The organism is Streptomyces sp. NRRL B-1347, from assembly GCF_000720325.1.
In the GTDB taxonomy this organism is placed as follows: domain Bacteria; phylum Actinomycetota; class Actinomycetes; order Streptomycetales; family Streptomycetaceae; genus Streptomyces.
Genome location: NZ_JOJM01000003.1, coordinates 200,149 through 220,937 on the forward strand (window position 1 = coordinate 200,149; position 20,789 = coordinate 220,937).

General features: G+C 73.2%; 20 protein-coding genes and 1 pseudogene. 8 read left to right on the forward strand and 13 right to left on the reverse strand.

Going from position 1 to position 20,789, the window contains the following annotated elements:
- Positions 1 to 7: 7 nt before the first annotated feature.
- Together IG74_RS0103445 and IG74_RS0103450 are read right to left on the reverse strand one after the other, a co-directional pair.
- The gene (locus IG74_RS0103445; RefSeq protein ID WP_030669342.1) at positions 8 to 568 is read right to left on the reverse strand and encodes a GNAT family N-acetyltransferase; all 561 of its coding nucleotides are present in this window, start codon (positions 566 to 568) and stop codon (positions 8 to 10) included.
- A 97-nt stretch (positions 569 to 665) separates the two neighbouring features.
- Complete coding sequence (locus IG74_RS0103450) at positions 666 to 1,934, reverse strand: SGNH/GDSL hydrolase family protein (protein WP_078868543.1); 1,269 nt, start codon at positions 1,932 to 1,934, stop codon at positions 666 to 668.
- Between the two features lie 210 nt (positions 1,935 to 2,144).
- Here IG74_RS0103450 and IG74_RS0103455 point away from each other — a divergent pair, with 210 nt between their 5' ends.
- Complete coding sequence (locus tag IG74_RS0103455) at positions 2,145 to 2,369, forward strand: hypothetical protein (protein ID WP_051854497.1); 225 nt, start codon at positions 2,145 to 2,147, stop codon at positions 2,367 to 2,369.
- On the opposite strand, the gene IG74_RS0103460 is transcribed toward IG74_RS0103455, so the two are convergent.
- Positions 2,354 to 3,424 carry a DMT family transporter gene (locus IG74_RS0103460; protein WP_078868585.1) on the reverse strand — a complete coding sequence of 357 codons (1,071 nt, stop codon included), beginning with the start codon at positions 3,422 to 3,424 and terminating at the stop codon, positions 2,354 to 2,356. The two genes, IG74_RS0103455 and IG74_RS0103460, sit on opposite strands and share 16 nt — an antisense overlap.
- Positions 3,425 to 3,517: 93 nt before the next feature.
- On the opposite strand from IG74_RS0103460, the gene IG74_RS0103465 reads away from it, so the two are divergent.
- Both IG74_RS0103465 and IG74_RS47615 read left to right on the forward strand, forming a co-directional pair.
- Positions 3,518 to 4,480: a LysR family transcriptional regulator gene (locus tag IG74_RS0103465; protein WP_030669354.1), complete on the forward strand. Its 963-nt coding sequence runs from the start codon at positions 3,518 to 3,520 to the stop codon at positions 4,478 to 4,480.
- Positions 4,481 to 4,549: 69 nt separating this feature from the next.
- Entirely contained in the window at positions 4,550 to 6,703 is a 2,154-nt protein-coding gene (locus IG74_RS47615) for an FG-GAP repeat domain-containing protein (RefSeq protein ID WP_051854498.1), read from the forward strand.
- 39 nt (positions 6,704 to 6,742) lie between these two features.
- Here the strand turns inward: IG74_RS47615 and IG74_RS0103475 are convergent, their stop codons facing one another.
- From IG74_RS0103475 to IG74_RS0103480, 3 genes are all read right to left on the reverse strand, one after another.
- Positions 6,743 to 7,666, reverse strand: coding sequence for a glycoside hydrolase family 16 protein (locus tag IG74_RS0103475; protein WP_030669357.1), 924 nt, complete (start codon positions 7,664 to 7,666; stop codon positions 6,743 to 6,745).
- A 288-nt stretch (positions 7,667 to 7,954) separates the two neighbouring features.
- Entirely contained in the window at positions 7,955 to 8,239 is a 285-nt protein-coding gene (locus IG74_RS54610) for a PQQ-binding-like beta-propeller repeat protein (RefSeq protein ID WP_078868545.1), read from the reverse strand.
- Positions 8,212 to 8,481, reverse strand: coding sequence for a hypothetical protein (locus IG74_RS0103480; protein WP_030669360.1), 270 nt, complete (start codon positions 8,479 to 8,481; stop codon positions 8,212 to 8,214). The genes IG74_RS54610 and IG74_RS0103480 overlap by 28 nt, the downstream gene beginning before the upstream one ends.
- 267 nt (positions 8,482 to 8,748) lie before the next feature.
- Between IG74_RS0103480 and IG74_RS0103485 the strand changes: the two genes are divergently transcribed.
- Positions 8,749 to 9,726 carry an MsnO8 family LLM class oxidoreductase gene (locus IG74_RS0103485; RefSeq protein ID WP_030669363.1) on the forward strand — a complete coding sequence of 326 codons (978 nt, stop codon included), beginning with the start codon at positions 8,749 to 8,751 and terminating at the stop codon, positions 9,724 to 9,726.
- A 72-nt stretch (positions 9,727 to 9,798) separates the two neighbouring features.
- Here IG74_RS0103485 and IG74_RS0103490 read toward each other — a convergent pair whose 3' ends face one another.
- The 5 genes and pseudogenes from IG74_RS0103490 to IG74_RS0103510 form a co-directional block, all read right to left on the reverse strand.
- On the reverse strand, positions 9,799 to 10,194 hold the full coding sequence (locus tag IG74_RS0103490) for a hypothetical protein (protein ID WP_158857410.1): 396 nt from the start codon (positions 10,192 to 10,194) through the stop codon (positions 9,799 to 9,801).
- Between the two features lie 128 nt (positions 10,195 to 10,322).
- Positions 10,323 to 11,015 (reverse strand): annotated as a pseudogene (locus tag IG74_RS0103495) (dioxygenase); the annotation flags it as partial.
- 40 nt (positions 11,016 to 11,055) lie between these two features.
- Positions 11,056 to 12,012 carry a helix-turn-helix transcriptional regulator gene (locus IG74_RS0103500; protein WP_030669372.1) on the reverse strand — a complete coding sequence of 319 codons (957 nt, stop codon included), beginning with the start codon at positions 12,010 to 12,012 and terminating at the stop codon, positions 11,056 to 11,058.
- 252 nt (positions 12,013 to 12,264) lie between these two features.
- A complete protein-coding gene (gene fabG / locus IG74_RS0103505) occupies positions 12,265 to 12,969 on the reverse strand; it encodes a 3-oxoacyl-ACP reductase FabG (RefSeq protein WP_030669375.1) in 705 nt (234 codons plus the stop codon).
- A gap of 75 nt (positions 12,970 to 13,044) precedes the next feature.
- Positions 13,045 to 13,863, reverse strand: coding sequence for a helix-turn-helix domain-containing protein (locus IG74_RS0103510; RefSeq protein ID WP_037824340.1), 819 nt, complete (start codon positions 13,861 to 13,863; stop codon positions 13,045 to 13,047).
- Between the two features lie 167 nt (positions 13,864 to 14,030).
- On the opposite strand from IG74_RS0103510, the gene IG74_RS0103515 reads away from it, so the two are divergent.
- On the forward strand, positions 14,031 to 14,918 hold the full coding sequence (locus tag IG74_RS0103515; RefSeq protein WP_030669380.1) for a helix-turn-helix domain-containing protein: 888 nt from the start codon (positions 14,031 to 14,033) through the stop codon (positions 14,916 to 14,918).
- Between the two features lie 2 nt (positions 14,919 to 14,920).
- Entirely contained in the window at positions 14,921 to 15,910 is a 990-nt protein-coding gene (locus IG74_RS0103520) for an MBL fold metallo-hydrolase (RefSeq protein ID WP_037824343.1), read from the forward strand.
- 565 nt (positions 15,911 to 16,475) lie between these two features.
- On the opposite strand, the gene IG74_RS0103525 is transcribed toward IG74_RS0103520, so the two are convergent.
- Both IG74_RS0103525 and IG74_RS47620 read right to left on the reverse strand, forming a co-directional pair.
- Positions 16,476 to 16,928: an NUDIX domain-containing protein gene (locus IG74_RS0103525; protein ID WP_030669386.1), complete on the reverse strand. Its 453-nt coding sequence runs from the start codon at positions 16,926 to 16,928 to the stop codon at positions 16,476 to 16,478.
- A 736-nt stretch (positions 16,929 to 17,664) separates the two neighbouring features.
- Positions 17,665 to 18,348 (reverse strand): helix-turn-helix transcriptional regulator, encoded by a 684-nt coding sequence (locus IG74_RS47620; RefSeq protein WP_051854499.1) that lies wholly within the window; start codon positions 18,346 to 18,348, stop codon positions 17,665 to 17,667.
- 520 nt (positions 18,349 to 18,868) lie between these two features.
- Between IG74_RS47620 and IG74_RS47625 the strand changes: the two genes are divergently transcribed.
- Together IG74_RS47625 and IG74_RS0103540 are read left to right on the forward strand one after the other, a co-directional pair.
- A complete protein-coding gene (locus tag IG74_RS47625) occupies positions 18,869 to 19,558 on the forward strand; it encodes a hypothetical protein (RefSeq protein WP_030669393.1) in 690 nt (229 codons plus the stop codon).
- Complete coding sequence (locus IG74_RS0103540) at positions 19,558 to 20,787, forward strand: MAB_1171c family putative transporter (protein ID WP_030669397.1); 1,230 nt, start codon at positions 19,558 to 19,560, stop codon at positions 20,785 to 20,787. The genes IG74_RS47625 and IG74_RS0103540 overlap by 1 nt, the downstream gene beginning before the upstream one ends.
- The last annotated feature ends 2 nt before the right edge of the window (positions 20,788 to 20,789 follow it).

The window sequence follows — 20,789 nt, forward strand, 5'->3', positions numbered from 1 at the left end:
CGTGTCGCTACGCGTTCTCCTTCTCCGCTCGCCACACGGACGCGAGGACCGACCAGATCTCTTCGTCGTGCCGCACGCCCCGGTACAGGTAGCTCTCCTTGAGCACGCCGTCGCGCGTCATGCCGAGCCGCTTCGCCACGGCGATGCTCGGCGCGTTGCCCGCCGAGACCCACCACTCCACGCGGTGGATGCCGCGCTCCTCCACGGCCCAGTCGATGAGGGCGCGTGCCGCGCGGGTCACCAGGCCCCGGCCCGCCGCCTCCGGCTCCAGCCAGCAGCCCGCCTCCGCGGTGCCCTGCACGACGTCCATCCGGCGCAGGATGACGGCGCCGACGAGCCTGCCGTCCCAGTGGATGCCGCAGATCCGCCCGGCGTCGGCGGCGGCCTTGTCCGCGTACGCCTGGAGGTAGGCCCGGCTCGACGCCAGGTCGGTGATGATGTCCGGCAGGCCGTTGTGCCGCCCGATGAACTCCCGCCCCCGGTCCACGTGGGCCAGGAACTCCTCGGCCTGCCACGGCTCCAGCGGCCGCAGCTCCGCACCGTCGTCACCCAGGGATATCGCGTACATCGTCACCTTCTGCTCCTAGGACCGCACACAGCGCGGGGATCTTCTCACGACCGCCGCGACTGCCACGACGGGCCGCGACCGCTCGCGAACGCGCGGTCTAGCCGCGCGACTCGGCAAGTGCCGGTGTCGTTGCCGTTGCCGTTGCCGGTGCCGTGAGGAGCGCGAGGTCCACCGCGTCCGCCATGACCCGGTAGCCCGCGTCGTTGACGTGGAGGCCGTCGCCGCTGTCCAGGTCCGGGTGGATGCGCTCCGGGTCCCGCGGGTCGGCGACGGCGGCCGCGGTGTCGGCGTAGCCGTCGAAGGGGCTGTCCGCGCCGCGAATCCAGGCGTTGACCTGGTGGGCGACGGCCTGGCCCGCCGGGCTGTCGTAGCCGTCGAAGATCGTGCCCTTGTAGGGGCCGATGGTGGTGGCGATCGCGGTGAGCCCGGCCGCGTGCAGCCGGTCGGCGAGGGTCGTCAGGCCCGCGATGAGCTCGTCGGCGGAGGGCGGGGCCGCGGGCTCGGGGTAGGCCAGCTGACCCGGCGTGCCGAGGTCGTTCACGCCGAGGTGGACCAGGACGCGGGTGACGCCGGGCACGGAGAGCACGTCGCGCTCAAGGCGGTTCAGGGCGCTGTCGCCGACCTCGTCGGTGAGCAGGCGGTTGGCGGACAGGCCCTGGTTGACCACCCAGCCCGCGCCTTCGGGAAGGCGCGCGTTGAGCAGGTCGGGGAGGCGGCGGTCGGTGTCGGGCGTGCTGCCGAAGCCCTCGAACCAGGAGTCGCCGAACGCCACGGTGACGGGCGTCCCGGCCGGGGCGAGGACGTCGGCGCCGGTGACGTAGTGCCGGGTCACGAGGAGTTCCAGGCCGTCGGCGCTGTCGAGCGACGCGGTGGTCAGGGCGTTCCCGGGGACGGCGTAGCCGGTGGTGTTGGGCACGGCCGCGTAGGTGCTCAGGCCGGTCTCCTCGGGCAGGTACAGGCTCAGCGCCCACTCCTCGCCCGCGTGCACCGGGCGCTCGACGGCGTCGCTGACGACCTCCGCGCCGGGCTCGACGACGACCTCGGCGGCGCCGTCGAACAGCACGGGGGTGTCCGTCGCGGTGTCGACGGCGCTGTGCCGGGTGCGCCGCGCCAGGCGGGCGCCCGCGATGCGCAGGGGGGTCTTGCCGTACTGGTTGCTCAGCCGGATGCGCAGGGCGCTGCCGCCGCCGGCGAGCCGGATGACCTGACGGACGGTCCGGTCGGTGAAGCCACGGCGCTCGAAGAGCTCGATGGACTCGTAGGGGCTGAGGACCGCGGAGCGGAAGGCCGCGGTCCAGGCCGTCTGCGAGGCGTGCGGGTGCGAGGTGGAGCGGGAGGTCTTCGGAGCCGGTGTCGCTGTGTTCATGATCGACTGAACCGGAAGAGGCGAGGGGAAATTTCCAGCCAGGGGAAGCCAACCAGCCAAGGGAAGTTAAAACGTCCTCCACACAACCCGTTCGTATGATCGTCAGTGACTCCTTGATCCGTTCGGCTGTTGGGTACGACGAGAGGGCCGGAACAGCCGGTCCGCCAGGCCGGGTGGGTCCCACCGGCCAGCTGAGGCAAGGAGCAGGTTGTGAACGGCAGTCGGGTGAGGAAGCTGTCCCGCTGGGCGCTGGTGGCCGCGGTGGCCGTCGGACCGGTCGTCATGTCGGCCGGCGTGGCACACGCCGACGAGACGCACCGCGACTCGCACAACGCGCCGGTGGTGGCGCTGATCAACACCGGCCAGATCGACGACCCGATGGAGGACGTCCTGGAGCACACCCTGAACTTCGGGGACGGCTACAAGTGGGACTGACGTCTCTCCCCCGACGTCTCTCCCCACTGACACCTCGCACCAACTGACGCTTCGCGCTGGGTGACGCGCCGCGCGTCTGGGCCGGACGGCACGGAAGCCGTCCGGCCTTCGCGTTCTCGGGCGGCCCCGGTGCCCCGTTCTCCGGAGGTGCCCGTCGAGGCGGTGGTCCTGTGGGCCCGCTCCACGGCCTGCCCCCAGTACGTGCCCCCGACCATCAGCGCCGCGCCCAGGGCGGCGAACACCGTGAAGCGCTCCCCGCCGAGGCCGATGCCGACCCCGACGGCCCACACCGGCTCGGTGCCAAGGAGCAGGCTGGCCCGGCTCGCCGAACTGCGCTGCACCGCCCAGGTCTGCGCGAGGAAGGCGAACACGCTGCAGAACAGGGCGAGATACACCAGCTGCCCCCACACGGCGGCGTCCGCCGAGCCCAGCGTCGGCAGGCCGCTCGCGGCGGGCACCGCGAACACCGCGGAGCCGACGACGGTCTGGACGGTGGTGAGGTGCAGCGGCCGCACCGCGCGGCCCGCCGTGAGACGCCCCACGAGGGCCACGTGCGCCGCCCGCACCAGCGCGGCCGCCAGCATCAGCAGATCGCCGCCGCGCAGCCCGTGGAAGCCACTGCCGGACATCAGCAGCGCCACGGCCACCAGGCACACACCGGCCGCGGCGAAGAAGCGCGGCGGCAGCCGCCCCGCGCCGGACGGGCGGTCGAGGAGCGGCGTGAGCACGATGGTGAGGCTGATGATCAGGCCCGCGTTGGCGGCGCTCGTGTGCGCGACGCCGTACGTCTCCAGGACCAGGACGGCCGCCTGGGTGAGCCCGAGGAGCCCGCCCGCCGTCAGCTCGTCCCGGGTGAAGCGCCGGTCCCGGCGCCGCAGGGTGACCAGCGGGAGGCAGACGGCCGCCGACAGCACGTACCGCGCGCACAGCACCACCATGACGGGCAGCACGTCGACGGCCGTCTTCGCGGCCAGATAGCTGGAGCCCCACACGACGGCGACGAGCAGCAGGACGGCGTCGGCGCGGCGGGCCGGGAAACCAAGGTTCGGGGACACCCCGCTCACGCTGCCCGCTCATGATGTTGAAGCCAAGAGCGTGCTTCTTCAATGACAGTGAAGTATCGCTACATCGTTCTCTACGATGTGCCGATGAACGAGCGGCAGCTACGGATCCTGCGGGAACTCGGCGAACTGGGCAGTGTCACCGCGGCCGCCGAGGCGCTCCTCATGACGCCGTCGGCGGTGTCCCAGCAGCTGCGGCTGCTCCAGCGGGCGATCCCCGTGCCCCTCACGGAGCGCGACGGGCGCCGACTCGTCCTCACCGACGCCGGGCAGGCGCTCGCCGACGCCGCGGTCGGCGTGGAGAGCGCGCTCGCCCACGCCCGGCACACCATCGACGCGTTCCTCAACGAGCCGGACGGGCCGGTGTCCGTGGCCGCCTTCCACAGCGCGGCCGGGGCGTTCTTCCCGCTGCTGCTCCGCGCGCTCGCGGGGCCCGGACACCCCCGGCTCGCCCTCGCCGACGAGGACGTGGCACAGGACCGCTTCCCGCTGCTCACCCGGGACTACGACCTCGTGCTCGCCCACCGCCTGGCCCCGGCGCCGCCGTGGCCGCGCTCGGTCACCGTCACCACGCTGCTGCGCGAACCCCTGGACGTGGCCCTGCCGGTGGACCATCCGCTCGCCGCCAAGCGCCGTCTGACCCCGCACGACGTGGCCGACCAGCCGTGGATCACGGTGCACGACGGCTTCCCGCTGCTCGCCACCATCGACGCCATCGCGACCGCCGCGAACCGGCGGCTCGACATCGTGCACCGCGTCAACGAGTTCACGGTGGTCGCCGAGGCCGTCGCCGCGGGCGGCGGCCTGGCCCTGATGCCCCGCTGGACCACGCGCCCGCACCCGGCCCTCACCCTCCGGCCGCTCAGCGGCGTCCACGCCCGGCGCCACATCGACGTGCTCCACCGGCCCGAACGCGCGGCGCGCGGCGCCGTCCGCACGGTGCTCGCCGCGCTGCGCCGCGCCGCCGCGACCGTCCGGGACCGCGACGCCTCGCGGGCTGCCCACACGGGCCAGCGGCACGGCCCGGCAGAGGCGAGCGAATCCCCGTAAGCAGCACGATCTTGGCTGATATACGCTGCCGCTACTTTCATGGTGGCAATCCCGGGGGGGAACTTTTCCATGACGATGCAGACGCGCGCGCTTCTGGGAAGCGCGCTCGCACCCGTGCTCGCGCTCGCCGTCGCCGCGCCGAGCGCGCACGCGGCCGAACCGCAGTCCGCGCCGAAGGCACCCCAGGCCGCCGAGGCCGCTCCGCGCGGGTCCGTGGGCCCGTGGACGGCGCCCACGGAGCTGCCCGGCGTCACCCAGGTCCACGACCTGAAGGCGAACCGCGGCGGCACGCTCGTCGCCCTGTTCACGCAGGACGGCAAGAGCGTGGTCGCTCTCAGGCCCGCGGGCAGCGCGGCCTGGCAGCCCGCCGGGCCCGCCGAGAAGGCCTCCCTCCACCGGACCGACGACGGCGCGATTTCGCTCCTGACGTGGGAGGAGCCCGGTGACGGTGGCCCCGGCGGGCTGCGCGTCGCCCGGCTCGGCCCGGACGCCACCGCCTTCGGCCCGGCCGAGACCGTGCCGACCGGCGGCCCCGCGCACGCCCCCGTCGTGGCGGCCAACGCCGCGGGCCGGACGGCCCTCGCCTGGATGGACGGCGACCGCCGTCTGACGGTCGCGGAGCAGTCGGGCCCCGGCAAGGAGTGGACCGCGCCTGTCACCCTCGACCAGCTGCCCGAGCCGATCGAGCGGCCGGACCACACCTACGACTACCGGCTGCGCGACCTGCGCCTCGCCGTCGCCGACGACGGTGGCATCGGGGTCGTCTGGGGCGGCAACAGCTTCTACGACGGCGACGGCGTCGACCCCGACCCGACCGCGTACAAGTGGCACTACAAGTACCTGGAGAAGGCCGCGGGTTCCGGCGCCTGGAGCGCGCCGCGCGACCTGCCGCAGCTCGGCGAGCGGCCCGGCCAGATCACCCTCGCCGCCCACCCGAAGGGCGGCTTCCACCTGCTGTCCAACGGCTCGTACGCCCGCAAGCCCGCGGGCGCGGACTGGGGCGCCGCCCACTCCGCCGGGGTCGGCGCCGACGCCACCCGCCCCGCCGAGCTGCACACGGCCCCGAACGGCGACGTCACCGCCGTCGGCCGCGGCGGCTGGGGCCCCCACGTGGCGACGCTGCGCGCCGCCACCGGCCGGTGGACCGAGTCGCGCCTGCTCGACCGCTACGTGGCGGACGACTCCGTGAGCAGCGCGCGGACCGCGACCGGCGCCCTTGTCGTCACGTACGCGCGCAAGCGCTTCGCCTCCGGCTCCGTGGTGCGCGTCGACTTCGTCACGCAGACGGTCGGCGACCACGGCATCTCCAAGCCGCGGATCCTCAGCACCCCCACGGACGGCCGCTCCGGCGCCGGCCGCGTGACCGCCGACGGCCAGGGCCGCCCGGTGGCGGTGTGGACCGAGGCCGAGGGCCGCGACCGGCGGACGTTCACCGCCACCACGGGCAAGCGCGCCCTGCCCAAGTGGCACGACTTCGCCGACGACGCCAAGGCGGACCTGATCGGCATCTCCACCACCGGCGCGCTCAACCTGTTCACGCAGGACGGCTCGGCGCGCCCCTTCCAACTGCGCACCTGGCCGGAGAAGACCCGCCTCGTGCCCTTCGGCGACGTCGACGGCGACCGCTGCAACGACGTCGTCGCGCGGATGCCCGGCGGCGAGACCCGGCTCTACACCCCGGTCTGCGACGGCATGCCACTGCCCGAGTCGCCGTACAAGAAGCTCGCGCGCGACTGGAGCAAGTACGACACGCTGCTCGCCGCGGGCGACCAGACCGGCGACGGCCGCCCGGACCTGCTGGCCCGCGACAAGGCCACCGGACACGTCTACCTGTACGCGCACGACGGCCGGGACGGCTTCGCCCCGCGGGTGAAGATCCGCTCGTCGTGGACCGGCTACCAGCGGGTCATCGGCGCGGGCGACCTCAACGGCGACGGCATCGGCGACGTCCTCGCCCTCGACAGGTCCGGTGAGCTGTGGCGCTACGACGGCACCCGCGCCGGGCGCCTCAAGGACCGCGTCCGGGTCTTCAAGGACTGGGGCGCCTCCTACAAGGACGTCATCGGCGCCGGTGACGTCAACGGCGACGGCAAGCACGACCTGGTCGCCCGCGACACGTCCAACCGGCTGTGGCTGAACGCCGGTTCCGGCCGTGGCACCTTCGCCGACCGCACCCGGCTCGGCGAGGCGCCGTACTGGAAGCAGTGGGCGTCGATCGGCTAGGACCGCGCCTCTTCGGGACCGCCTGGGTCGCCGGGCCCGCTACCGGGCTCCCTTCCAGCCGTACGCGTACGCGGCGACCCAGGTGATCTCCAGCTGCGCGCTGCTGCCGGGCGCCGCCGAAGGCCCCTCCAGGGCGCTCTCGTTCTGGAGCACCCAGGACAGCGGGCGGTCCGGCACGTTCCGGGTGTCGCGGCCCACCTGGCGGCCGTCGACGAAGAAGCGGACCTGGCCGGGGGTCCACTCGGTCGACACGGTGTGCCACTGCGTCCAGTCGTCGGCGCCGTGGAACGTGCCCTGCTCGCCGCCGCCGCAGGGGTGGTGGAAGGCGGTCAGGGAGCCCGTCCACTCGCCCTCGGGGTGGTCCATCTCGCAGCCGCCGCCGTAGTGCAGCCACGCCGACTTGTAGCCGGGGGCGGCCTTGGTCACCTTGATGCGGGCGCTGAACTTCCCGTACTTCATCTGCATGACGGCGCGCGGAACCACCGCGGCGGAGTGCACAGGACCGCCGTCGGCCGGGCGCCACATCCGGATGCGCATCCGGCCGTCGCCGTCCGCGGCGGGGCCGACGCTCACGGTGTCCTCCGGGTGGTAGACGCCCGCCACGCTCCGGCCGCGCTGCCGCTCGTTGGCCGTGTCGCGCCAACCGGTCGGGTACGCCCACCAGTTGTTCCGGTACGCGCCCCTGAGCCCGCCGCAGTAGGCGGCGGAGGTGTCGACGTGGTGGTCGCAGTCGCGGAAGGAGCCGAGCGGCACCCGGTCGCCGTTGAAGTCCTCCGCCAGGACCTGCCAGTAGGGGCCGCAGTCGCCGCGCGGCAGCGAGGCGCCCGCGGTGCGGCAGGCGTCGGCGGACCGGGGCGCTCCGTCCGCGCGCGGCAGGCCGAGCAGTCCGGCCAGCAAGGTGACGCCCACGGCGGCGAACAGCGCGGGCCTGCGGCGCCGGTGCGGTGCTGCGTGTGTCCCCATGGCGGTGCGCTTCCTCCCGTGCGCGGGGTGCGGCTCCGGCGCGGTGGTGGCGGTGGTGCGCCGGGGAGGAGTGCATCCTTGCCGGACGGGAGGGAGAGCGCCATCCCCAGAGACGGCTCGTTTCACCGCTTGTTTCCCCGCCGATTTCAGGTGTGGCATACACGCGGCTGTCCGGTGCGGACACCTGCGGAACTCCGGTGCCGAGTACACGAATGTGCGCCGGTGACACGGCTCCGCCCGGCCCGCGGGGCCGGTACTGGGCGGTGACGGCGTGCACCTTAGTGCTCGTCATTGCCGATGTGGACCACCCCGTCCGCCGCGACGGGCGACGACCGGAGGGACCGGCTGGGGGGACGGGCTCCGGCGCGCCGAGCCGCTGCTCGTACGCAGCGCGTACAGGCCGCCGTCGACACCGCTGACGTACCTCACCCCCTCCACCACGGCCGGTCTCGTCCGCAACCGGCCGCCGGTGCCGGACCTCCATCGTCGCCGTCCTCCGGTCACACCGACGGCGTAGACGCCCTGCTCATCACTGCTCGCGCGACTCACGGCGTGTCCCCGCGCCAGTCCCACAGCTGCCGCGAGCCGGACCGGGGTCCGTACTCGGCGCGCCCGCCAGGGCCGTACCGGCCGATCTCGGTGTCGAGCAGCGCGCCCTCGGCGAGCTGCCCCTCGGTCCATCCGGTGACGTCGAGGAGCAGGCCGTCGAGCGGGCCGCCCACGAGCTCCCGGTAGTCGTGGCCCGGCTGCGGGCCGGGGTCCGGTGCGTCGTGGTCCGCGCCGTACACACGGCGACGCCGTATCACCTCGTCCATGCCCCGAGCCTCGCATCCGGCACTGACATCGCAGCGCCAGGGGCCTTCCACTCGGTCCGCAACACGGGCCACGTGCCCGAACAGGAGCGGAGCGGTTGCGTCACCGGTGTCGCCGCGCGCTTCGTCCGCACCGGCGAGCCGGGGGCCACCTCCTGCCCGCGGCCCCTCCCGCCGATCGCCGTGGCCCCGGTGCGCGGCCGACGTGCCCGAAGGCCCCGGGCGCGGGCTCCCCCTCCGGCCGCGCGCGCCCTGGCCTATCGTGACGTCATGATCGATCTGCCCCTCTCCGCCCTCGAGGTCTCCATCGTCGAGGAAGGCGCCACGCCCGCCGACGCGCTGCGCAACTGCCAGTCCGTCGCCGGGGAGTTGGCGCGCCTCGGCTATCACCGGCTCTGGTTCGCCGAGCACCACCACTCCCCCGCCATCGGCGCCTTCCCGCCCGTGCTGCTCGCCGCGGACACCGCCGCGACCACCGCCGCGATGCGGGTCGGCTCGGGCGGCGTGCTCGCCCCCAACCACGCCCCGCTCACCGTCGCCGAGCAGTTCGCCACCCTGGCGGCCCTGCACCCCGGCCGGGTCGACCTCGGCATCGGCCGGGGCCCCGGCACCTTCCACGAGCCCACGGCCCGCGCGCTGCGCCGGGGCGCCGGGCCCGCCACCGACGGGGAGTACCGCGCGGACGTCGAGGCGATCCTCGGCTTCCTGGGCGAGGTGCACTTCGGTGAGCTGCCCGAGCCGTGGCTGCTGGCCTCGAGCGACGCCGGGGCCGAACTCGCCGCGGCGCTGGGCCTTCCGATCGCCTTCGCCCACCACATCCGCCCCGACAACACCCTGCGCGCCCTGGAGCGCTACCGGGCCGCCTTCCGCCCGTCCCGCTGGAGCGCGGCACCGCGGGTCCTCGTGTGCGTCGAGGCCGTGTGCGCCGACACGGAGGAGGAGGCCGCCGAGCTCGCGCGGCCCATGGACGTCATCAAGGCGGGGCTGCTCAACGGCCTCTCCGAGACGGCCTTCCCCACCCCCGCCGCCGCGGCCGCGCACGAGCTCGGCGAGCGGGACGGCGCGGCCGTGGCGGCGTTCGTCGCCCAGCAGGCCCGCGGCACCAAGGAGTCCATCGCCCCGCAGCTCAACCGCATCGCCGAGGCCACGGGCGCCGACGAGCTGATGCTGGTCACCCCGGTCTTCGACCCGGCCGCCCGCCTGCGCTCCTTCGAACTGATAGGGGAGCTGCGCGCGAAGGCGGAGTAGGTCTGCCGCCGTGGAGGCCCGCGCGGACCGGCGGCGGGACCCGGGGCGCCCGGGTCCCGCCGCCGGAGTTCATCAGAAGTGGACCTCCGCACAGGCGCGGCCACGGGACTCCATGCGGCCGCCCACGTGCTCCCAGCCCTCGGCGCACAGTACGGCGCCGTTGGGCAGGTCCCGGTGGACGGGCACCGTGAACTTCTGGTGGTAGCCCCAGAAGCCCGTGGCGCTGTTCTGGTCGATGCCACCGCCCCAGATGTGGAAGTGGCCGGTGAAGTCACCGTTCCACGTGGTCGCGGCCTGCACCGTCTCCACGCGCAGACCGCTGCCGTCCACGCGGATGCAGGTCCGCTGGTTGCACCCCGACGCCCCGGCGAACGCCGACGGCGCGGCGGCTGTCACGGCCGCCCCCAGGCAGACGAACGTCGTCACCGTCCGTGCCAGCCACCGCACCTTCGCACCCATACCGTTCACGTGCCACCTCTCTGAAGTCGTCAGCTGCCGAAAAGGCGTGACGATCTTGGCAGTGACGGCGGGCGGGACCGGCGCTCCCGCGCGCCGGTCCACCCTGACGGGGGATCAGGGGCCCTCCACGGTGACTACTGCGGCACGTTCAGGACGAAGTCGAACTCGGCCTCCTTGGTGTTGCCGACGTCCCGTACGTTCATGAGCAGCCGGGAGTCGAAGATGGGGTCGGTGTTGTTGCGGGGCTCGTTGGGGAAGTAGAGCTGGGTCGTGAGGACCGGGCGCCCCGGGGCCTGGAGCTTCACGTGGATGTGGCGGGTGCGGCCCGGGTACAGGCCGGGGAAGACCGTGGTGAGGGCGAAGGCCCCCTGCGCGTTGGTGAACTGGTGCCCGCGCATCCGGTAGCCGACGTTGTCGTACGCGCCCCTGCGGTCGGCCTGCCAGAAGTCGAGGAGCACGTTGGCCAGCGGCTTGCACTTGAGGCCGAAGACGTAGCCGGTGACGGTCAGGCGTATGCCCTGGGTGCCGGCCTCGATGAGGGACGACCGCCGCGGGGAGTTGGGCTTGAAGTACGGTCCCTCGGTCTGCGGCGGGGTCGGGTCGTCGCCGTCGTCGCAGGACGGGGTCAGTTCCAGGGGCGCGCTGCTGCCCGCCTTGTCGCGGGCCAGGGCGGGGGCCGCCGCCATCGCCACCGGCACCGCGATGCCCGCGGCCAGGGCCGCCCGCAGCACCGTCTTGCGGCTGGGGCCCGGGCGCGGGGTGCCCGCACCGTCGCCGTCCACGGGGGTGCCGTCCGCGTCGTGCCCGTTCACGTGGGTCTCGCCGTCCATCGCTCCTCCTGGGGGTGGGGGGATCGGATCGGCTATGAAGCTATGCGGAGGGCCGGGCCCGGGCGATGGACGGAATGCGGTGGTCGTGGTGAATATCACCACCGCCGCGACGGAAGTCGCCGGGACTCGTCCCGGTCTCGCGGCGGAAGAACCGGCAGAAGTAGGCGGGATCGGTGAATCCGACCCGGTCCGCGACCTGGCGCACCGTCAGCTCGGTGCGGACGAGGAGCCGCTTGGCCTCGTGGGCACGGGCCTGGCGCAGGAGCTCGCCGGGGGTGCGCCCCATGGCGGTCTTCACCGACTCGTTGAGGTAGCTCACGGAGACGCCGAGCCGGGTGGCGCATTCGCGCACCGACCACAGCGGGGTTTCGGCCGTGTCCATGAGCGTGACGAAGTCGGCGGCGACCGAGGCGGGACCGGCGGGCGTCGCCCGGCCCGCGGCCCGTTCCGGGGCGAGGAGGCGCGCGGCGCGCACCACGAGGACGTGCAGCAGCGCCTGCAGCACGCTGGGGAAGTCCTCGGCCCCGGTGCGGTACTCGTGATCCAGGTCGGCCACCAGGCGGTGCGCCCAGGCGGCGTCCGCTTCGGAGAGTCCGAGCCAGGAGCGGCGGCCGAGTCTGCGCAGGGTCTCCTGGTCCCGCGGGTTCTCCAGGAGGAAGTCGTCGGTGAACAGGATCAGGCGGCCTTCGAGGTCCCGGACGCCGTCCCAGTAGTGCACCTGACCCGGTGCGATGAAGCACAGGTGGGGCGGGCGCAGCGTGAACCGGGCCAGGTCGACGACGTGGCTGCCGGTGCCGCCGGTGACGTACACGATCTCGTGGAAGGTGTGCCGGTGCGGGAAGGAGGCGCGCGACATGGGGCCGATGGTGTCGAAGGTCCCGATGGCGAAAGGCAGCGCGTTCGGCTGTGGCACCTCGAGCCGGTGGACCGGCAGTCCTCCCCTCTCCGGTTCGCTGCCGTTCGCTCTGCCCCCGGGCAAGATGGTGGTCCCGCGCATGCGTACGCTCCTCACCCTGACGCGTCCCGCCGCGGTCACACGGGCCTTGTCAGGTCCAGACCAATCGATGGGTCCACGATGACACGTGAGGCGGAGCGGCTCCCACGCATCTCAGGCCAAGTTGTGCCTGAACGAGCTTGACTGCCGCGGCCACGGCCGTACCCCCGTACCGGTCGTGGCCGCAAGCAGCCGCCCGTGTCCGCGCGGTCGGCGCGACGGAATCAGTAGCCGTCGCGCGGACCGCGCGGGGTCTCAGTGCCCCATGCCCGCGCCGCCGTCGACCGGGATCACGGCCCCGGTGATGTACGCGGCTTCGGGCGAGGCGACGAACGCCACCGCGGCGGCCACCTCCTCGGGGCGGGCGAGGCGGCCCAGCGGGATCTGCTGGACCAGGGCCGCGCGCTGCTCCTCGGTGAGGGCCTCGCTCATGGCGGTCTCGGTCAGGCCCGGCGCCACCACGTTCACGGTGATGGAGCGCGAGCCCAGCTCGCGGGCCAGGGAGCGGGCGAAGCCCACGAGGCCCGCCTTGGACGCGGCGTAGTTGGCCTGGCCCGCCTCGCCGCGCAGGCCCACGGCCGAGGAGATCACCACGATCCGGCCGCTGCGGGCGCGGAGCATGCCGCGGGTGGCCCGCTTCGCGACGCGGAAGACGCCGGTGAGGTTCGTGTCGAGGACGGAGGTGAAGTCCTCCTCCGTCATCCGCATGAGGAGCTTGTCGTTGGCCACGCCCGCGCAGGCCACCAGGACCTCGACAGGACCCTGCTCCTCCTCGACCCGCTGGAAGGCGAGGTCGACGTGGTCGGCGTCCGTGACGTCGCAGCGCACCCCGAGCAGGCCCTCGGGGGGCTCGCCGGTGCGGTGGGTGACGGCGACGCGGTCACCGGCGGCCTGCATCGCGCGGGCGATGGCCAGGCCGATGCCGCGGCTGCCGCCGGTGATCAGTACGGAGCGGGACACTGAGAGCCTCTCTGGTCGGGGTGGGGGGATCTGCGGTGGGCGTCGGCGTCGCGCGGGGCGCTGGCCGTCCGCCGGTCAGCCCGCGTGCCGGACCCGGGTCCGGGTGAGCAGGCCGCTCATGGAGGCTGCCGTGTCCATCACCGCATGGACACAGCGGGTGCGGGCGACCGCGCCGCGCAGCTGCCGCCGCGGGGCGACGAGCGCCACGGCGCCCGCCGGCACGGAGCCGCGCCACACGGGAGCGGCTATCGACTCCCACTCCGGCAGCGGCGAGGGCCCCACCGCGTGACCTTGCTCACGGATGCGGTCGAGCGGCACGCCCGGCGGCGGCGCCCCGTCGAGACAGGCCAGGATGGCCAGGCCCGCGGCGTCGGCGTCCAGGGGCGCGCTCCACAGCCGCCGCAGCGCCGACCGCGGCGCCGCCTCGAGCGCCGCGGCGTGCGCACCGACCGCCCGGTCGATGCAGAACCGCAGTGCGGCACCCACCAGCAACGGAGCGTACAGGAGCGACACTTGCCCGGTACGTGACTGTAGAGTGACGAGTTCAGCACGCAACGCAGGCGAGGTCTGACCGACTTTAGTATCCGTGACCTCATCGACGAGGTGGGTGGATCGGTGCGGTGTCTCCGTCAGCGCGTAGTGGCCCCGAGGACCGCGCTGCTCGACGGCCCCTTCCCTGGCGAGGGCCCGCACATAGCGGTGGGCGGTGGGTGCGGGCAGCTCCGCGCGGGCCGCGACGACCGCCAACGGATGCGCTCCCGGGCCCAGTTCCCGCAGGGCGCGGAGCACGGCGAGCGTGCGGGCCACCGCACTGCCGGCGCGCTCTCGCACCGCTGTGGCGGCCACCGGTCGCAGCACCGCGCACCCCTCCTCACCGGCACGGCTCGTCGCCATGCCCCGCCTGTTCAGGTCCTGACGCCATTCTCGCGGCCGGACCGGGAGGATCACCAGGCCTTGATTCTTCCGGTCCGCGTTTTTCAGGAAGTTCAACTTCCGATGAAAATGTTTCCTACGGAACGGTGCGAGCGACCACCCCGCACAGCGCGGAGAAAGGTTGGAAATTGAACAACAAGGAGGCGCTGCAGCAATTGCTGCAGTTCAAGCGCAGCCAGATCAGCCCCACCGAGCTGGGCTCGCCGCGCCGCACCGGGCGCGGCCGGCGCCTGCACGGACTCTCGCAGGCCAGGGTGGCGCAGGAGCTGTTCGTCTCCGAGCGGACCTACGCGCTCCTGGAGCGCGGCGAGATGGCGCAGCCGTCGGCCGATTTCCTCGACAACGTGGCCACGGTGCTGCGGATGGAAGAGCCCGAACGCACCGCGCTGTACGTCTACGCGCTCGGATATGAACCGCCCTTCCCGATGGACCCGATGGCGGGCACGCACGTCGGTCCCGCGTGGCTGACCGCCGTGAATCGGGTCAAGGGCCAGCCGTGTTACATCAACGACGTGGCCTGGAACGTACTGGCGTGCAACGACGATTTCATCCGGATGTTCCCGCAGGTGCAGGGGACGACTCCGCAGCTGCCCGAGCGGAACCTGATGCGGTGGATGCTGTTGTGCGAGACCGCGCGGGAGTGCCACCTCGTCGACTGGGAGGAGAACTGGGCGATCAAGGTGACGGCCCAGCTGCGCACCGCGATCGCCGCGCACCCGCACAACAAGGACCTCCAGCAGATCGACGAGGAGGTCAACGACGACCCCGTCGCGGGCCCGATCTACCGTCGGCACGACGTGGCCTACGTCCACCCCGACGGGGACGCGCGCCCCATGCGGCACGCCGGAATAGCCTCACTCGGCGTCGACCGGGAGGACGCCAGCCGCTGCTGCCCCCGGCACGAGCCGTCGGTGCTCGGCTCGGTGACGATGTGCACCGCCCAGCCGCTCAAGTCCCCCGGGTCCCGCTTCTTCTTCCTGGTCTTCGCCCCCGGCTCGCCGGGTGAGAATGCATGACCATGGAATCTGATCCGCGTCTCGTCCCCCTGGCCACCGGCGTCCACGTGTGGTCCCCCGACGCCGCAGGCGCCTGGGGTCTCGCCAACTGCGGCCTGCTCACGGCCGCCGGGGAAGCCGCCCTGGTGGACACGCCGTACACCCTGGACCGCACCGACGACTTCCTCGCCGCGGCGCGGGAGGCGGCCGGTCCCGGCACCGGGATCAGCACCGTGTTCACCACGCACGGCAACGGCGACCACGGCTGGGGCAACCAGCGGGTGACCGGCGCGGAGATCGTCTCCACCCGGCGCACCCTGGAGCACCAGTGCTTCGAGCCGTCGCCCGAGCAGTTGCGCTTCCTGGTGGAGGACACGGATCCGGGCGAGCCGCTCGGCTGGTACTTCCGGCGCCACTTCGGCCGGTTCGACTTCCGCGGCATCACCGTGCAGGAGCCGACGCGGACCTTCGAGGGCCGCCTCGACCTCCACATCGGTGACATGGCGGTGGAGCTGCACGACGTGGGCCCGGCGCACACCGTCGGCGACATGGTCGTGCACCTGCCGAAGGAGCGCGTCGTCTTCGCCGGTGACGTGGTGTTCGCGGGTGACCACGTGTGCCACTGGGCGGGTCCGCTGGAGCGGGTGGTGCTCGCCTGCGAGCGCGTGCTCGGCTGGAACCCCGACCTCGTCGTCCCGGGCCACGGTCCGGTGCTCGACCAGGACGGCCTGCGGGAGCACATCGCCTATCTGCGGGACCTGGCCGACCAGGCGCGCTCCCTGCACGCGCGCGGCCTCACGCCGACCGAGGCCGCGCGCCACCTCATCGCGGAGGACCGCTATCCGGATCTACATCTGCCCGAGCGCATGGTGATCACCCTGGCGTCGGAGTTCCGGCACCTGAACGCGGCCGACGGGGAGCCCGACATCCTGGCGCTGATGACCGACTGCTCGCGGATCGCCTGGCAGCGGGACAGCGGCGACCAGGCCCTGTCCCCCGCCTCGGTGGGCTGACGCCGCACGGCGCGGACGTACCGCGGGAAGGCCTCTGGATTCCGGCTCCCGGAATTCGGGGGCCTTCCCTTTCGCCAAGTGAAACGTGCGGCCGTCCGACGGGGCCTTGGTGTTGCGCGGCGGCGCGATGCGGGATGGGGTGCACCTGTCGGCACGCCGCTACAGGTTCCAGCGGACGCCGACCGGCACGCACCGGGCAACGGTTCTCCCCCACGCTCGGTGCGAGCAGGAGCGGAGGTGCACCTTCGGCCCTGCGTGAGAATGCCGCCGCCGATCCCCCGGCGGCGGCATTCGTGCGTACGTGCCCCGTCCCCTCCCGGTCGGAATCGGAAGGGGACGGGGTCTGTCAGGCCGAGCGCTGGTTCACCGGCCCCTCGACGGGCCGCACCACTGACTGGACGAAGATGCCGCCCCGGCCCACGGGTCGCGGGACCGGGTACGGGGCGCGTGGTGTGCCGGCGTCGGTGCCGGGACAGGATCCGGTCGGCTCGGGCCTCTCCCTGGCACCGGGGTGGCGCACCCCGTACGGGCGTCGTTCAACCGGCTGCCGTGCAGCAGCGGTGGCTCACACCTCGACTTCGAGGCAGACCAGTCGCTTCTCCTTGCGGGCGGTCAGTGCGGCCTCCCACATCGGCTTGACGAACGGCGAGACCATCGACGCGTCGATGCGCTCGGGCGAGGCGAAGCGGTAGCACACGTCCCCGTCGTCGCTCAGGGTGAGGGCTCGCCGCTGTTCGGCGTCCACCGCACCCGCGTCGAAGATGTAGCAAACGCGGGGCATGGGCCCACCGGAGTCGACCCAGGCGACCACGAGCAGGTCACCCACCGTCACGTCCAGGCCCAGCTCCGCGCGGATCTCACGAGCGCACGCGGCGCTCGGGTCCTCCCCTCCCTCGAGATGCCCCCCGGGCAGATTCCAGTACGCCGTGTACAACGGCTTCACCATCAGCACATCACCGTGCTCATCGGCGATGATCGCCCCGGCCGATGCGGCCAGGGTCGTAGCAGTAGCATCCATGGCATCTTCCTGAATTAGCCCCGTCATGATCTGAGCACCGGCTCATCAGGAACGGGCAGCTCGGCGAGCGGAGTCCCCAACTCCACCCAGCGGGTACGCGCACGGACGTCGCACGCACCACCCGGCAGCGGTGTGGCTCTCCGGGCCAAGGCGCCCCCGCGCCCCGGAGGGAACCATAACCGCGGCCGTCTCCAAGACCACACTGCCAAGGAGCGCGCAGGTGGTACGCGGTACCGCCACCAGACCATCGCTCCTCCCCTGTACCACCGCGGTCCGGTTCGGGCCGCGGCGGCCCCTGGCATCACCTGATAGAACGCTCGTTCCATTCGCAGGGGCCAACCAGTCCCCGGGTGGTTGACTCCGCGATGTCGGGTGGGCACCCGCACCCACCGCGGAGCGGCGTCGCCGCCGATCGGGGCATGAGCAGGACCGCCGGCCGCCTACCGGTCGCTCCCGCCCCCACGGGAGAAGCCCGACAACGGCCATACGGACGAATGGAACATCCGGGCAGGTTTCCTTCCCCGTCAGAGCCAACCTGCCCCCGGCTCTGGCGTAGACAGATCCTGATGCACTATCACAGGCGGTGTCAACGATTGAGAACGACGCATGTCATGGCGTCGGCGACTGAGGCAAGTCACCACGGAGAGCCGCCCGACGGCCGCCGCCGCACGACAACGCGCGTAGCGCCCGCGGCCCACACGGCCCCGCCCGGGTCCGCGAGGCCCGTCACCGGGGCCTACGCGGACCCTTCGCCCGCGCCGGGACCGTCGCCGGGCTTGCGCGCCTGGATCGCCCTGACCAGCTCGTCCAGGGCGGGCAGCAGGTCCCGCAGCGTGTCGATCTTGGCCCCGTCCGCCGTGCTGCGCAGGGCCACCGAGCGGGCGCCGAGCTCCTGGAGCACGGCGTGCGTCGCCAGCTTGGGCAGGTCCTCGTGCACCATGCGGTGTAAGTAGGCGACCAGCGCGGCGCCTTCGGTGCGGGAGCAGAAGCCCTCCGGTACCCGGAAGAACAGTTCGAGGCGGGCGGCGTGGTCGTGGTTCGCGCCCCGCTCGCCGTTCAGGAGGTTCGACACGTGCTGAGCGGAGATGCCGGTCGCGCGCGAGATCTCCCTGAGGCCGTACGGCTCCCTGCCCGCCGGCGTCTCCTTGAGCCGGGTCCGCTGCAGGAACCGCAGCCGCTGCTGGAAGAGCGCCTTCCGGAACGTCTCCCGCGCGTACTTCTCGCGCGGCTCCTCCTCGGGAGGTTCGCCGTTCAACAGGGCACGTACGCGGTCGGGTTCGATCCCCGTCGCGCGGGAGACGAGCGCGAGATCCAGCAGGCGGCCGCGGGTGGTCCCCAGGCGCGCGGCGTAGGCGTCGACGTCGTCGAGGAGACGGGCGATCACGTGTCCGGGCGCCGCTTGGCGGTCGGCTGCGTTCACCTGAAGGTCTCCATGGGCCACGGAACTCGTTGGGCGCCCTGAGAGTATCCGCCCGAACCATCCCCGGCCAGCACCGTCTTCAATTGTTGACACCATAACCGGCCGTAAAGCGTTCGACTTTCGGTCAAAAGTGGCAGTCGAGCGGCAGTAACTGCCGTTTCGTGCTGTCTCCGTGTCCTGCCAGCCGTACAAAAGGACGCCCGGCGCGCGCCACCGCGCCGCGAATACCCACCACCGCACTTCCTACTCAACTCACCCCCACTCCTAAGGAAATCGACACACACGCGCTGTCGCCGCGCACGCCGACGACGCCGTGCGAAATCAGCCTGATAATGTCCCAGCGCAGGTCAGGGGCACACGTCTGTCACTGGGGCGGAACGGGGAGTGTGAAGGGCCTATGAGAACCGCCAGCGCACGGGCGCCGCGTCCGTGTCTCGCGACGCGAGCGCGAAGAACCGCGCCGGGGCCCGGAGCCGGGCAGGTGCCGCCGCCCGCACGGCCGATCCGGGAGTGCTGAACCGTGCTGTTCGCGGGCGCCCCCGCATCCTGGCGCCACACCGGCCGGGCCCGTGTCACCGACGCCCCGGCCCTCATCCTCGGCGCCGTGCGCAGGCGCCGCGCCTGGGTCCGCGCGCGGCGGCGAGCCGTCCGCATCATCCACGTCGACCTCGGACTGCGGCCCGGCCAGGGGCTCCAGGAGCTCCTGCAGGCCGTCGTCCGGCTGCGCCGCAGATCCCTCACCGTGCTGCGGGTGCCCCTGCCCCCGCACGTCAGCGGCTTCTGCGTGCGCGGCGACAGCGAGGACACCATCGTCGTCACCTCCCACACCAGTGAGCGGCAGGGGCTGCACGTCCTGCTGCACGAGCTCTACCACCTGCTGTGCGGCAGGTCCCCCGCCCCCGGCCCGGAGGCCGTCGCGGCCGGCGGCCTGCTCGATCTCGGCACGCTGAGCGAGCAGATGCCCTCCCTGCCTCCCGACGTGGTCGAGGAGGTCCTCTTCCGGCCCGCCCGGCTGCGCGCCGGGACGCGCGGGCGCGCGGACTCCACGGCCCCCGCCGAGTGCGAGGAACACGAGGAACACGAAGAAGACGAAGAGTGGGCCGCCGAAGTGTTCGCCACCGTGGGCCTGTTAATGCTCTGCCTCGATCCGGCGGTCAGCTACACCGGCTCCCTGACCTCGTCCTTCGCCCATCGGCGCGCCGACGTCTGATGTGGCACGCCCTGCTGACCTCGGTCAGCCTCACCGTCGCCGCCGCCAGCCTGGCCCTCGGCACCGTCAAGGCGGTCGCGGCCCGGCGCGAGCCGGCCCTGGTCCTCAAGCTCACCGCGTCGTCCCTGTTCCACTCGGCGGCGCTCTTCCTGCTCGTCACGCCCGCCGTGTACCAGGCCGTCGGGGACCTCACCGGAGTTCCTCATCTGGCCGCCCTGCTCATCGACTTCGCGGCCCTGCTGCGCGTCGGCCACGCCCATCTCCTGGCCCATCTGTGGCATCCGCCGGACCGCGCGGGGCCTCCGCTGCGGCGCACGGTGGCGGCCTGGGTGCCGCTGTACGGGGGCACGCTCGTCGTCCTGGCCGCCCTGTTCGCCCTGACGGACTTCGACGGCCCCGCCCACCCCTTGCTCCTGGCCACCGACCACGCGCGGGTGCCGCAGGTCGTGGCGCTGCACGTGCTGTACTTCATCGCCCTGTCCGCGGCCGTGACCGCGACCGTGCTCAAGTGCCGTTCGCTCCTGGCCCTCGGCGCCCCCGGGCTCACACCCGAACTCGACCGGTCCGTACGGGGCTTCGCGGTGGCCGTGGCCCTGGACCTGGTGCACGCCGTCTGCCTCCTCGTGGCCATGGCGGGCGCCGCGCGCGGCCGCGGTCTGGACGCGCTCGCCGAGGGCGCGTGGCTGACCACCGCGGCCAGCGCGCTCGTCGCCCACCACAGCCTCGTGCGCCTCTCGGTGCACGCCCGCCGCCAGGAGCGCCGCGACCACTCCGCGCTGCGGCCGCTGTGGCAGACCGTGGTGCGCGCCGACCCCCGGCTCGTACTCACGCCCGGCCTCGCGTGGGGCGCCTTGGACACGCGCATCGCCCTGTCCCGCAGGCTGGTCGAGATCCGCGACGGGGCCCGCGCCCTCAGGCCGTGGATGACCGCCGCGCCCGCCCACGCCGTGAGCCGGCTGGCCCGCCGGGGCGCGTACCCCGGCGTCGACGTCGTCGCGGCGCAGGCGGCCGCCACGATCCTGTACGCCGCCAGGCGGCGCGGCGCGGGACGGCCGCCCGCCCCCGCCGACTCCGACTTCGCCGGACTGCCGGGCGAGGACGTGCCCGCGGCCGGGGAACGCGCCCATCTCGTCCTGGTCGCCCGGCACCTCGACCATCCGGTCGTCCTGGAGGCCCTGGCGCTGCTGTGCCCGGACGCCCGGGCGATGTGCGGCACCGGGCATCCGTAGGG

What these genes read in the sequence shown, in the direction of transcription:
- IG74_RS0103450 (WP_078868543.1), bottom strand. Translation starts at nt 1,934, where the DNA reads ATGAACACAGCGACACCGGCTCCGAAGACCTCCCGCTCCACCTCGCAC.
- IG74_RS0103520 (WP_037824343.1), top strand. Translation starts at nt 14,921, where the DNA reads ATGGAATCTGATCCGCGTCTCGTCCCCCTGGCCACCGGCGTCCACGTG.
- IG74_RS0103480 (WP_030669360.1), bottom strand. Translation starts at nt 8,481, where the DNA reads ATGGACGAGGTGATACGGCGTCGCCGTGTGTACGGCGCGGACCACGAC.
- IG74_RS0103475 (WP_030669357.1), bottom strand. Translation starts at nt 7,666, where the DNA reads ATGGGGACACACGCAGCACCGCACCGGCGCCGCAGGCCCGCGCTGTTC.
- IG74_RS0103445 (WP_030669342.1), bottom strand. Translation starts at nt 568, where the DNA reads ATGTACGCGATATCCCTGGGTGACGACGGTGCGGAGCTGCGGCCGCTG.
- IG74_RS0103465 (WP_030669354.1), top strand. Translation starts at nt 3,518, where the DNA reads ATGAACGAGCGGCAGCTACGGATCCTGCGGGAACTCGGCGAACTGGGC.
- IG74_RS0103510 (WP_037824340.1), bottom strand. Translation starts at nt 13,863, where the DNA reads ATGGCGACGAGCCGTGCCGGTGAGGAGGGGTGCGCGGTGCTGCGACCG.
- IG74_RS0103540 (WP_030669397.1), top strand. Translation starts at nt 19,558, where the DNA reads ATGTGGCACGCCCTGCTGACCTCGGTCAGCCTCACCGTCGCCGCCGCC.
- IG74_RS47615 (WP_051854498.1), top strand. Translation starts at nt 4,550, where the DNA reads ATGACGATGCAGACGCGCGCGCTTCTGGGAAGCGCGCTCGCACCCGTG.
- IG74_RS0103525 (WP_030669386.1), bottom strand. Translation starts at nt 16,928, where the DNA reads ATGGATGCTACTGCTACGACCCTGGCCGCATCGGCCGGGGCGATCATC.
- IG74_RS0103500 (WP_030669372.1), bottom strand. Translation starts at nt 12,012, where the DNA reads ATGCGCGGGACCACCATCTTGCCCGGGGGCAGAGCGAACGGCAGCGAA.
- IG74_RS0103485 (WP_030669363.1), top strand. Translation starts at nt 8,749, where the DNA reads ATGATCGATCTGCCCCTCTCCGCCCTCGAGGTCTCCATCGTCGAGGAA.